Origin of the sequence: Paenibacillus xylanexedens (assembly GCF_017874615.1) — a bacterium.
GTDB lineage: Bacteria > Bacillota > Bacilli > Paenibacillales > Paenibacillaceae > Paenibacillus > Paenibacillus xylanexedens.
The window spans coordinates 93,443-105,705 of record NZ_JAGIKV010000025.1 but is presented as its reverse complement, the minus strand read 5'-3'; the positions used below and the strand labels follow the sequence as shown (position 1 = coordinate 105,705).

The window sequence follows — 12,263 nt, the reverse complement described above, 5'->3', positions numbered from 1 at the left end:
GCGCTTGCATTAGGGTCCATTCTCTCCCCTGTCATTTCTCCGACAGGTGACTCTGCACATGCCGCATCTGGCGTTTCCGGAATTTCGGGTGGTGGCGTGTCGCCAACTGTAATCGTTACATTTTCATAAATGTGATACGGTCCATCTTTGGAATTTTTCCATTTTGCCGTGATGATTGCCGTTCCGACGTTTTAGCAACAATTTGCCCTGTTAATTTTTCTACGTAAACTACTTCTTTTTGGTTAGAACTCCATTCGATTTGTTCAGCACGTTTGGAGACATTCACCCAGTTACCGAATTCTTCTTGGTTGTATGCCTTAGTTCGGATCTCTGCAACCAATGATTTTACATCGTCAACTTGCAGCTGCATGTCTTCTCGTACTCGGATCTCTTTTGTTTCGTTTACGTAACCGGAATAGTCAATTTTTAAAGGCGTTTCATAATCTGCTTGGAACTTCTTATCTCCGTCTTGACGTATGCCATATTGTCGTTTTTCAGTAACTTTGTTTGGATATCCAGTTTTCGTTTCAATGATGGCGAACAATTTTCCTTTCTCGAAATCAGGTTTAGCACCAACTGGCGTGTAGGTTGCAACATCCACATAACTGATGTCATCAATTCCAACTGATTTAACGAATACTTTCTGAAATCTATTTCCCGCCTCATCTTGCAAAGAAGCTGGAACATAGTTGGTAGTATTTATTTTATCCTTCACGGCTTTTTCCATCGGCAAGGCATTATCGCCACTGCTAAATGTTTGGGTTTCAACTCTATCACCCTCATTACGTGTGGCTTGCCATATGTCATAATCTCCCTGAGTCCAGACTGTTTTCGGACGTGGCGTTGCTGTTCCTGTAACTTTAACTTTAATCGTCTGTTTTCCTTTTGCTAGTCCCGATGGCGTAACTTCGATGTCTTTATCTGGATAGCCATTACTGAAATTAGCATCAGCCAGCATCGGGAATATACTAAGCATTATTACTAAGGCTAGTAGAAATGAAATAATAGCCGGAATCTTTCTCATACGTTTTTCACTCATTTCTTTTTAATGACTGCAAACGATCCATCATCCATATTGAATTGATTATTCGGATTATCAAGACTGATGTAGTTGACCACCCACAACTTAATACCATTTTTATATTTCGCGAAAAATTTAGCACTTTCTAAATTCGGTAGAATTTGATAACCAAATTTAGCGTCTAAACCATTATCAATACGCGAACCACCAGTCATGTCGATCACACCATTCGAATAATGTGAGATGCTAAAATCTTTAGCTTTTGGATAGATAGTTAGCTCCGAGAACACAGGGAATACATTTCTGTTTTTGTAAAATGATTTATCTAAGTCATCTACGAATAAAGGTGCATAGATACTTTTTTTCTTGTTCCAATCGCTAATATTCACCCCAATTAAACGATGAAACACAAGGCTGCCAGATCCGTTCCTGAACGTTTTTCTCTTACCTGAGATATCCGCAATGGACGTGTTTCCCGTTGTTAAATTAGAAACTAACTCAATGTTGGATTTTTCCGTACCTACCATACGTAATTCATTCAAATCATCAAAGCTTGTTGCTTCTTTTTTCAGCACATTTTCGAGTCTTAGTAAAATAGCAGAAGATTCAGCACGAGTGGTCGTCTTATCCATTCCAAACGATCCGTCTGGAAAGCCGTTCATCAGGTTGGTTCCCATTGCAAGCGCGAGGTAAGGAATTTTGTCTTGCGCGATTCCTGGTTTAAACGACTCTTTGACTGGAAGTAACGTTCCTTTCGTTTCAGCAAATGCTGTTTTATACTCATCACTGGAAGCAACCAATCCGGAACTCAACCATTTAGCCATTTCCTCGCGAGTAATCGGAGTACTTGGTTTAAATCCGTTTGGATAGTCTTTGGTATTAATGAACCCCAAAGTAACCGCCCGATCCACCTCAGCTTTACTCCAGTGTCCCTTCAGATCCTTGAATGAATCAGTCTGGGCATCTTCCGGATGTGTCATGTCTTTGGCTACTCGTGAAATTAGGGATGCAAATTCTGCTCTTGTTACCGAAGCATTGGGCTTGAACAATCCATTACCGTATCCTTTGAAGTATCCCTTGGAAACCGCAGATTCAATAGCAGACTTTGCCCAGTGATTAGCTTGTACATCTTTGAAGGTTGTTGTTGCGGCAGAAGCCTGGGAAGAAATCAATGTCGATATGACTACTACAGCACTCATTATGGGTAACATTATTTTTTTCAACTTTTCCACTCTCCGATTAGTTAGATTTAGTTTGGTTTGGTCTTTCTAGTTTCTGCATTTTCTTTGTGAAGCCTTTGTTTCTTTACACGGTTTGCTACTATGTAAATTTTCACTGTGCTCCGGAATCTGCTTGTATAAAATCTTCTGCCTTCTGATTAATGTAGTCCACCAGTTCCGACGTATGCTCCAGGTGCCATTCATCCAGCTGCTTAATACTCATTTGAAGATCCCACACGATGGGTACAAGTCGCTGACTATGGCTGCTCTCGGTATACTCGAAAAAGTTCCGTTGAATCCGTTCAAAGGTACGACTCATATCCTGAGCTTGTCGTCTCCATTTGTCCGCAGTCTCTTGCAATTCCTCAGGAGTTAGCTCTATGGTCCCTGCGGAGTATCCACCAACCACGTTGGCCACCGATTTGAATCCTTTGGTCAATGTGTCCCATGCTTCGCGCGCGTGATCAAGTATATTATGCTCCGAAGGCTTTCGCGGAGAGAAATTTACTCGTTCTCCAGTAACTTCATCATAAAGAGAATTATCAATATATCCATCTTGATCGAAGCTATAGTGCTTCATATCGTGATATTTAGGACCATCCTCAAAAAACGTATCCACTACCTTGGCCCAAACGTTAATGCCATAGTTTTCATTTCCATCTGCATAGTTAGAATCAATAAGAAACGTGGCCCCCACATGCCGCTCATAACCTCCAAAAAAACCACTTGCAATGCCATCTCCAGGATGTATAAAGTTAGTCACTTGTCCATCAAATACCCCCTCCTCTGCTTTCCTTCTCATCTCGGGAGTAAGCGATGCTACGACTGTAGGAGCGCTAAAAGTAACGGCATTTAATCCAGTGTATACCGCTGCATATTGAGCATTAGCACCTCCCAAAGAATGACCCGTTAGGGAAAACTGTAAGTCTTTATGTTGGTCTGTCATGCTCTTGACATAGCTTTCTGCCTCATAGAGTTGATTAAAGCTCCCCACATTTTTATCTACCGTCTTTTTGACATCGCCAACCCAATCATTTAATTTTGTAATGCCTGACCCATCTTCAACCCCACGTGAGAAATCTTTCCAGAACTTCGGTTTCCAATCTATTGCACGTTCTATGGTTGCACCGATTTCGGGGAAACCAATATGTAAAGCATCCGTTCTAAAATCTGGAACAGATCTTGCCGGAATTGCGTCCCCTTCTGTTCCTCGAAATGCAATTACTGCTTGCTTCGTCTCGGGATTGTAGAATGTAACAGCATCCATACCAGATACATTATGTTTCTGATCTAGCACTTCCCAGCCAGGAATATCTGTGAATTCTTGTCCGACTTCTACTTCATCATATGAATATTGCGACATTACCTTGTAATTTTGATCTGTAATCATTTCACTAGATAAGCGTTCTATGTTCATCACATCCTATATTATTGAATATTATATCCTTTTTCATTAAGAGCCTTCTTTAGTTGTTTACTATATCCGAAAGATTCTTGTTTATTTGTTTCATAGTTTATATAAACACTAAAAGTTTGATCTTCATGTCCTGTTACATATCCATAGATAGTGACACGACTCATCGCCATTTTAGGTAGAATTTTTTTTTGTGTTATCGTTACATCTAATTTATAGGTATTCTTCAGATATTCAATTGCCATTGCTTCTGACCGATTTATAATTTCTTGATCCTTTATTTTTTTCTCATTCACACCTGCACAGCCCCCTAATATTAGTACCAACATAGCAGCCAAGATGATCATCACCATTCGGTACATAATCTTCCCTCACTTTCAATTCGCTCCTGCTTTCCTGGGTGAAACATGAATATTACTAGAAATTCTAATTTGAATGTAGTTCCCTCCAGTGCGTCGGACTAATTCTAGACTGTATATTACTTTATGGTCTTTGCTGTAGACTACCACCTCGGACACGTTACATACTTGGAACCTACAATAGATACTCCTGCTAATAGAATTAATAATTTAATAACAATTTCTCCATTCAAATAATCACTTTTATTCCTAATTATGTACGTTACTATTCAATACAAGAGCCATTTCATCTAGTCTAATAGGTTCAAAGAAAACAATCATATTTGGAAATAGTAAGAATATTTTACCACTAAACTCTCAAAAGAGGTAGGTATAAGGTATGATTGCTGAATCCTTCGAATCAAGCATGGGATTTGGCTACAACAACAGGTCTAGACTTATTAGCACCATCATTAACTTTCGATTCAGGGTAAAACTATAGTTATAGTCTTATAAGTTATACAAATTTAAATTAACCCCGATGAAGCCTGCACCTCGCAGTACCCACCGGGGTTATACTATGGTATCCAATTACTGTCTACGAATTTAATTCTCCACCAACTTATCCTATCTCGTAAAATCATGCTGCCCGATGGTCAGCAGCGTCGGCCTGCTCTTACTCCACACCGACGTGGCAATCTTCGGATTGTAATAATAGAGCGCTCCGTTCGTCGGATCAGCGCCATTCAATGCCTTGCGAGCAGCCCTGTAAGAAGTCTGGGTTGGCTTGGTATTAAACTGCCCATCATCTATAGCCGTGAATTGCCCTTTCTGGAAAATAACCTTCGAAATAGACGACGGGAATTCACTCGAATGTACCCGATTCAACACAACCGCTCCTACAGCGACTTGCCCTTCAAAAGATTCTCCGCGCGCTTCACCATGGATCAGCTTCGCCAACTGGCGTAACGTCTCGCCTTCGGCTTTAGCCTTTTTATTCAGCCTGTTCAGTGTCGCCGGACCTGCAACTCCATCTGCACTTAGTCCCTGCGCCTGTTGGAACTTGCGTACAGCACCTTTGGTGATGGTACCGTAATATCCAGTCATTCCAGCATCGAAGTAGCCCAGATCGCTTAATTGCTCCTGCAATTGCAGCACATGTTCGCTACGAACGCCCTGTTCCAGCTTCTGTGCTCCCGCAGAAGGAGCTGCCACGGTCAATCCCAGCGTCAATGCGCAGGCACCGAGAAGCATGCTGACCCGCCCTGCTCTTTTGCCAGCCATGTTCCCCTTCCCATGAGTGACTTTCCGACTGACAGTGATAGGTTCCATGTTGTCAGCAAACGTTAATTGATCCAGCCCCTCATTCGTGCTATCAACTGTAGTCCGTTCATTACTGTTCATATTGCTTCCCACTCCCACCTTCATCTCTTTCATCTCACTCACGCTATCTAATTCACTTATCATATTCTTTTCATTGATTTCATTCGGTTGATCCATTCCAATATTATTCTTCATCATTCCATTAACCTCCACTTTTCTGAATCCAGATCCCACATCTTCCTCCTGAATCCTCACGGTTGGACATCCCGAGTGTCATTATAGGATATAGAAAAAATGAAGTCTATCGGACCGATGACGCAGTGAAAAAACGACGCTGAACATAACAAAAAGAGGCATGAGCCCATGGTCACACCATGGTCATACCCCTTCTTCTATCAACCATATACCGCTTGTCCAACCCGTTATTTCCGTAGGCAGGCAGACCCGTACAAAAGTTGCGTTGTATTTATTGACAATTACTCGGCCAGTTCCTGACCCTTCGTTTCCCGGCCCCAGAACAGTACAGCTGCTGCGCCAATGAGGATTGTCACGAAGAAAATCGTGAAAATCAGGCTGATTGCCACTTCGCGCTGAACCAGCATACCGACCATTAATGGAGCAAGTACGCCACCGATTCGGCCAACCGATGTGGCAAGTCCAACACCTGTCGAACGAACGGAAGTCGGATACAATTCCGGGCTGTAGGCATACAGACCACCCCAGGCTCCCAGATTGAAGAAGGAAAGACAGATTCCTGCGGTCAGGATTGTCGCTTCCGTTGTTGCCAGTCCAAACGCAATCGCACTGAATGCAGTCAAGGTAAGATACACAACAAGTACGAACTTGCGCCCGTAACGTTCAATGAAGTACGCGGCGGTGAAGTAACCTGGCAACTGTGCGATCGTCATGATCAGCACGTATTGGAAACTTTTAACCATTGTGAAGCCTTTTGCCATCACAACCGAAGGCAACCACAGGAACATACCATAATAAGAGAAAATGACGGTAAACCACAAAATCCAGAGCATCAACGTTGTACGGCGATGTGGTGCTGACCAGACGGTAGCCACTTTCTCGCGGAACGTGATTTTATGAAGCTTGGTATGATTCTTGTACCGCGGCGGGTCCTGAATCGCACGACGCAGATACAGTGCGTAGAACGCCGGAAGCGCACCAATGGCAAAGGCAATTCTCCATCCGTACTCCGGGATGACAAAGTTCGCAATGAGTGCTGATACAATCCAGCCCCCTGCCCAGAAACTTTCCAATAATACAACGGCACGTCCCCGTTCCGCTGTAGGCATCGACTCCGATACCAGTGTGGATGCAACGGGCAACTCTCCGCCAAGTCCGATACCCGCAACCAGGCGCAGTGCACACAATACGGCGAATCCGGTCGCCAGTGCAGACAGACCGCTTGCAATCGTAAAGATTAACAAGGTCCACATCAGAATGGCCTTCCGTCCAAAACGGTCCGCAAGTGCACCTGCAAGCAAAGCACCTAATGCCATACCGATGGAGTTAATACTCGTAAGCACACCGACTTGTCCGGGACTGAGACTCCATTCCTTGGCGAGTGCAGCCACGATAAAGGAGATCATACCAACTTCCATCGCATCAAACAGCCAGCTCATGCCGGCACTGAACAGCAGCTTGCGCTGCTTGGGATTCCGCAATACTTCCAGTTTGCTCATCACTTATAGCTCCCTTGATCTCTATGTAGTCATTCTGACACTAAATCATTATTATGCAGAATGCTTCAGAAATCAATGCAAAATAAGCTTTTCCTTCCGATTTCTGCGATACCTCACCCCTTGAGTGAACCCGCTGTCAGACCTGCTACAAAGTAACGCTGGAGTAGAAGGAACAACGCAATCATCGGAATAGCCGTTACCAGCACACCCGTAAGCATCATCGGATAGTTCGTCACGTATTCCCCGCGGAACTGCATAAGTGCGAGCGGTAAAGTGAGCTTGGACTTACTGCTGAGCATCAGCATCGGAATAAGCAAGTCATTCCAGACCATGACGAGCAGGAACGTAGCCGTTGCCGCCAGCGAAGGTGCAGCCAGTGGCAGTGCAATCCGCGTATAGAGTCTCCATTCGCTGGCCCCATCCATACTGCCCGCTTCCAGAATCTCCGAATTGAGCATGCGCATGAAACCTGTCAGCATAAATACTGAGACAGGCATCAGCATAGCCGCGGATACGACAATCAGGCCCGTGAGACTGTCCGACCAGCCGAGGGTACGCGTAAGGGAATAGATCGGCAGCATACTCACCTGGGATGGAACGATCAACCCTGCTACGAACAGAGCAAATACAATTTTGCCTACACTGCCGCCCCAGCGGACAATGGCGTAAGCAATCATGCTGCTCAGCAACAACTCAATTGCAACCGTACCAAGCGTCACGACCAGACTGTTCCCGAAATATTGCCACATCGGCTGATTGCGGAACATGCCAGTGATGTTATCCCATGTAAACGGGTCCGGCCAGCTGAATGGACTGGTGAAGAAGTTGCTGCTTGTTTTGAACGAGGATACAAATACAAAGTAAAGCGGCACCAGAATCAGCAGCGCGTACACCAATAAGATCAGGCGATTGAACCATTTTAAAAACATGTGAACTCCCTTCTGCCTCGATTATAGGATGAATGCTCCAACATCAACCTCAATAACTTACCCGGTCGGCACGCAGTGCCTTGAACTGCAACAGCGTCAAGAGCGCCAGCAACACCAGGAAGATCATGGAACCGGCAGAAGCCAGACCAAATGAATAGCTGCCAAAGGCGGTATGATAAATATATGTTGTCAAAATTTCAGTTGCGTAGTTCGGGCCTCCGTCCGTCATTGTGAAAATGAGGTCAAATGCCTTGAACGACTGAATCGTCGTATAGGCCACAACAATCGTTGCCGAAGGTGCCAGAAGTGGCCAAGTCACGGTACGGAATACCTGCCATTTGCTGCCGCCGTCCATACGAGCCGCTTCATACAGTTCTGCCGGAATGCCTTGCAGACCTGCGATGAATACAATCATCATCTGTCCGGCATGTGCCCATACCTGTACTGCAGCGATGGAATAGATGGCGATCTTCGGATCACCAATCCAGTTACGAGCGATGCCGCTCATCCCCGCTTCATTTAACCCATAGTTGATCAATCCAATGGATGGATCATACATAAATGCCCAAATCAATCCAACCGATACGGAGGACAGAATCGCAGGCAGGAAATACAATGCCCGAAGCACAATGCGTGTCTTGGTATTACGTACCAAGAGCAGAGCCAGGACAAGTGAAATAAAGGTTTGTGCAATAACAACCGTTAACATGAACTCCACGTTGTTGCCAAAGGCTTTGCGGAATACGATGCTGCTGAGACTGTCCTTGTAATTATCCAGCCCTACAAATGCATACGACGGGGATACCCCATCCCAGTCCGTAAAGGAATAGAAAAGCCCCGTCAATGTAGGAAATACGAACAATCCAACGTACAGCAGCAACCCGGGGATCAGAAATAGGGATAGCTGAAGACGGTTTTTCATCGTTTATTTCCCGATATGCTGATCAATGATCGCTTGTGCCTGCTGTGCTGCTTCTTCTGGAGAAGTGCCGCTCAGTACAGCCTGGATGGAGTTGGTTACTGCTTTTTGATTATCTCCGTTCAAGATGGTGAACCGTGGCTGGAACACGGTCTTTTTGGTTGCCCATTCTCCGGCTACCTGAAGCTCAGGCGTATCGTACTTCACATCATTCACCGTTACATTTTGTCCCGTTTGGTTGGCATAGTCACTCGCTACATCGGGATTGCTAAGGAATTCGAGGAACTTCTTCGCTTCTTCCGGATGTTTTGACTTGCTGTTCACCGCGAGCATGAACGTAGTAGTATGCACTCCTTCATACTTCGCTTGATCTGCACTTACTGTAATCGGTGCAAGCAGTTTTTGCTCCAGGTTCGGATTCTGCTGCTTGTTCTGAGCCAATTGATATGATCCGCTCGCCAGCATGGCTGCTTTCTCTTGAATAAACAGTGCGCCAGCCGCAGGGTCTTTCGTACCCAGTGCATCCTGCTGGAAGTAACCTTTATCGTTCAATTCCTTGATTTGAGTCAACGTTTTCAACCAAAACTCATCCGTCAGTTTGGCTTCGCCAGCTTCTACTTTGGTAAAAATGTCGTCACTCGGTGCATTGTTCATCACCATCGTATTCATGAATTGCCCTGGGCCAATGTCCGCTCCGGCAAAGGCAATCGGAATGATGCCATTGTCTTTAAGCTTCTGGCAAAGTGCCAGGAAGCCTTCCCAATCGGTCGGTGGCGTTAATCCGTATTGTTCAAACAGTTTTACGTTATAGATTGGATCGTTATATACGAGTTGATACGGGATCGCATATTGCTTGCCATCGTGCTGTCCTGATTCAATCAGCTTTGAATTGTAGGCCGACAGAAACGATGATCCGGTCAGGTCCGTGAACAAGCCGGCTTTGGTGAAAGCTTCGAACTGTGCACCCGGGAAGGAGGCAAATACATCCCCTACCGAACCGTCACTGATTTTGGATTGTACGGTGGACTGATATTGATCGGAGGGCAGTGTCTGCATCTCCACTTTAATGTTCGGATTAGCTGTCTCAAAAGCGTCAATGGTTTTGTTCAGTGCTTCCACATCTTCTCCACGCCAGTGCATGAAGCTAATCGTAACTTTGCCTGAACCCGAGGAGCCGTTCTCTCCAGATGACGCGTTATCCCCACCGCCGCAAGCTGACAGCAGGATGGACATCACCAGCATACTGACAAGCGGCAGGATCAATTTTTTGTTTTTTTTCATGAAAGACGACCTCCTGAGGATGCTTGATATTTTAACTAAAGAATGTTTATACTGACCACTCCGATGACAGAATAACCTTCCGATCGCTGTTATCCCCAGATTTATTTGATTCCTTTTTATAAAAGGAAAAATCCGGGGATAAAGGCGAACGCTTCGCTTCTTCACGTTATTTCTGTCCTCTCCGTTTTCGTATAAAAAGATTAGTTAAACTTACTTAGTTAGTAGTAACTTGATGCTGCTTCTGTCTTGTTTTCCATTTCTCACGAATGATCGGCATCACGGTACGTCCGAAGATTTCGGCTTCTTCCAGATGCGGGTAACCGGACAGAATGAAAGTCGTAACGCCGAGATCTCCATACTCCATCAAACGTTCTGCGACCTGTTCGGCTGTACCTACAATAAGGATCGCACCGCCGGAACGCACAACGGACAAGCCTGTCCATAGGTTAGGACCTACGACAAACTGCTGCTTCTCGGACAGTTCCCGTAACTCGTTCTGTCTGCGTTGGTTGGTTGCATCCGTCTCGGCAAAAGCGGCTTTGGCCTTCTCGATCGCTTCTGGTGGTACTTTGCTAATAATCTCCCAAGCCGCTGCCCATGCTTCTTCTTCGGTATCCCGAATGAGTACCTGAGCACGCATGCCGTAACGGAGCTGACGATCTTGTCCTGTCTCCTCTTTCACCTGCTGACGGATGACCTCAATCTCTTCAATCTGCTCCTGAATCCAGTCATGAGGCTCGCCCCACATAAGGAACGTATCCGCATGTTCAACAGCGACCTTCTTGGCAATCGGAGAACTTCCTCCCAGATAGAATGGTGGATGCGGATTTTGCACCGTCTCCGGCATGCCTACCGGTCCTTTGAAGTTGTAATACTGGCCGTTGAATTCAGGATTGGGATCACTGGGTGCATCTGCACCAGATTTTGAACCATTTCCAGCAAACTCCGTCAGATTCAGTCCCGTCGATTGGGTCCATGAACGCTTCATGACTTCCATATACTCGCTCGCCCGCACATACCGTTCATCATGCGCATGTGCCAGTGGATCGCCGAGTTCCTCCAGATCGCGAACAGAACTGCCTGTCACTACATTGATCATAGCGCGACCACCCGATAGCTGATCCAGTGCCGCTCCCATTCGTGCAGCGAGTACGGGCGTAACCAATCCCGGGCGAATGGCGACAAGGGGACGCAATGTCTTCGTGTGACTCATCACAGCCGAGCCAACCACCCATGCGTCCAGACAGGCTCCCCCAGTTGGAATCAGTACAAATTCGAATCCTGCCTTCTCCGCCGTCTGTGCCACATCGATCAGATAATCCAAACTTGGCTCCCGCTCCGGGGCAACCCCTACATACTTACCATCCCCTGCTGTAGGCAAAAACCATCCAAACTTCATTTCTTCCTGTTCGCTCACAAAAGTCAATCCCTTCTATGAATAAATAAAGTCTCATGTTAAAAATAAGATCACTGTTCTGCAACTTGTCCGTTCCGGTTACGAATCGTTCTTACGATCACTGTTATCCTTGAATTTTTTTTGATTCTCCTTTTTAAAGGTTAAATTTCAATGATAAAGGTGAACACTACGTTTCTTCAGAATCGATTTCGTCCCCTCCACTACGTTTGCACTCGTTTAAAACTTATTTTAAAGTGTGCCTAATTTCTAACTCATTTTCAAAGTAGGTGTCCAAATGCCGATTAATTAACTTGGTTTAATAGGTATGGACATCATAACAATTGATTTGTCTGTGAGCAATGTCATTTCGCGGCAATTTTATTTTGTCATTTTGTGGTCTTTTCTCAGATTTAGGTCTTCCTGATCTTGAATATATATAAAACCCACCTGTATAATAGGTTTAAATACATGTTCAAAAAGTCTGGTTTTCAGTACCGAGAAGATGGAATGAAGCTAGAAATGGAGTAGTGGAGCGTAGGAAAACTACGTGAGCAACCACAATGTTTCCAAAGGAAACATACTTCGTAAGCCTCCCGCTTATTTCCGCTGAATTTCAGCTTCGATGTCGATGATGCCACTAGGCATGATTCGTAATCAAAAGTGGACTTTTTGAACTACATCTATAAGCGAAGCTTTTAGAATGTACAAACGATACTTATATAATAAAG

General features: G+C 45.0%; 10 protein-coding genes. All 10 read right to left on the bottom strand.

From position 1 onward, the window contains the following. Window positions 1-115 precede the first annotated feature (115 nt). The 10 genes from J2Z28_RS25855 to J2Z28_RS25810 all read right to left on the bottom strand — a co-directional run bounded on the left by J2Z28_RS25855 (window position 116) and on the right by J2Z28_RS25810 (window position 11,538). A complete protein-coding gene (locus J2Z28_RS25855) occupies window positions 116-1,024 on the bottom strand; it encodes a preprotein translocase subunit SecD family protein (RefSeq protein ID WP_211084911.1) in 909 nt (302 codons plus the stop codon). Window positions 1,025-1,035: 11 nt separating this feature from the next. Further along, complete coding sequence (locus J2Z28_RS25850; RefSeq protein WP_415841492.1) at window positions 1,036-2,253, bottom strand: S-layer homology domain-containing protein; 1,218 nt, start codon at window positions 2,251-2,253, stop codon at window positions 1,036-1,038. 100 nt (window positions 2,254-2,353) lie between these two features. Continuing rightward, on the bottom strand, window positions 2,354-3,658 hold the full coding sequence (locus tag J2Z28_RS25845) for a Tle-like phospholipase domain-containing protein (RefSeq protein WP_211084907.1): 1,305 nt from the start codon (window positions 3,656-3,658) through the stop codon (window positions 2,354-2,356). An 11-nt stretch (window positions 3,659-3,669) separates the two neighbouring features. Further along, window positions 3,670-4,017, bottom strand: coding sequence for a hypothetical protein (locus J2Z28_RS25840; protein ID WP_211084905.1), 348 nt, complete (start codon window positions 4,015-4,017; stop codon window positions 3,670-3,672). A 603-nt stretch (window positions 4,018-4,620) separates the two neighbouring features. Further along, the gene (locus J2Z28_RS25835) at window positions 4,621-5,514 is read right to left on the bottom strand and encodes a cell wall hydrolase (protein WP_244988536.1); all 894 of its coding nucleotides are present in this window, start codon (window positions 5,512-5,514) and stop codon (window positions 4,621-4,623) included. Between the two features lie 278 nt (window positions 5,515-5,792). After that, entirely contained in the window at window positions 5,793-7,010 is a 1,218-nt protein-coding gene (locus J2Z28_RS25830) for an MFS transporter (RefSeq protein ID WP_017687489.1), read from the bottom strand. Window positions 7,011-7,123: 113 nt separating this feature from the next. Then, the gene (locus J2Z28_RS25825) at window positions 7,124-7,939 is read right to left on the bottom strand and encodes a carbohydrate ABC transporter permease (RefSeq protein WP_036674932.1); all 816 of its coding nucleotides are present in this window, start codon (window positions 7,937-7,939) and stop codon (window positions 7,124-7,126) included. A gap of 49 nt (window positions 7,940-7,988) precedes the next feature. Beyond that, window positions 7,989-8,861 (bottom strand): carbohydrate ABC transporter permease, encoded by an 873-nt coding sequence (locus J2Z28_RS25820; protein WP_127545502.1) that lies wholly within the window; start codon window positions 8,859-8,861, stop codon window positions 7,989-7,991. 3 nt (window positions 8,862-8,864) lie between these two features. After that, window positions 8,865-10,139 (bottom strand): ABC transporter substrate-binding protein, encoded by a 1,275-nt coding sequence (locus J2Z28_RS25815; RefSeq protein ID WP_211084904.1) that lies wholly within the window; start codon window positions 10,137-10,139, stop codon window positions 8,865-8,867. 214 nt (window positions 10,140-10,353) lie between these two features. Continuing rightward, window positions 10,354-11,538, bottom strand: coding sequence for an LLM class flavin-dependent oxidoreductase (locus J2Z28_RS25810; protein WP_211084915.1), 1,185 nt, complete (start codon window positions 11,536-11,538; stop codon window positions 10,354-10,356). Between the last annotated feature and the right edge of the window lie 725 nt (window positions 11,539-12,263).

Excerpts from the sequence above, each read along its gene's own strand:
- J2Z28_RS25810 (WP_211084915.1), bottom strand. The coding sequence starts at position 11,538 with ATGAAGTTTGGATGGTTTTTGCCTACAGCAGGGGATGGTAAGTATGTA.
- J2Z28_RS25840 (WP_211084905.1), bottom strand. The coding sequence starts at position 4,017 with ATGTACCGAATGGTGATGATCATCTTGGCTGCTATGTTGGTACTAATA.
- J2Z28_RS25815 (WP_211084904.1), bottom strand. The coding sequence starts at position 10,139 with ATGAAAAAAAACAAAAAATTGATCCTGCCGCTTGTCAGTATGCTGGTG.
- J2Z28_RS25855 (WP_211084911.1), bottom strand. The coding sequence starts at position 1,024 with ATGAGAAAGATTCCGGCTATTATTTCATTTCTACTAGCCTTAGTAATA.
- J2Z28_RS25825 (WP_036674932.1), bottom strand. The coding sequence starts at position 7,939 with ATGTTTTTAAAATGGTTCAATCGCCTGATCTTATTGGTGTACGCGCTG.
- J2Z28_RS25845 (WP_211084907.1), bottom strand. The coding sequence starts at position 3,658 with ATGAACATAGAACGCTTATCTAGTGAAATGATTACAGATCAAAATTAC.
- J2Z28_RS25830 (WP_017687489.1), bottom strand. The coding sequence starts at position 7,010 with ATGAGCAAACTGGAAGTATTGCGGAATCCCAAGCAGCGCAAGCTGCTG.
- J2Z28_RS25835 (WP_244988536.1), bottom strand. The coding sequence starts at position 5,514 with ATGATGAAGAATAATATTGGAATGGATCAACCGAATGAAATCAATGAA.
- J2Z28_RS25820 (WP_127545502.1), bottom strand. The coding sequence starts at position 8,861 with ATGAAAAACCGTCTTCAGCTATCCCTATTTCTGATCCCCGGGTTGCTG.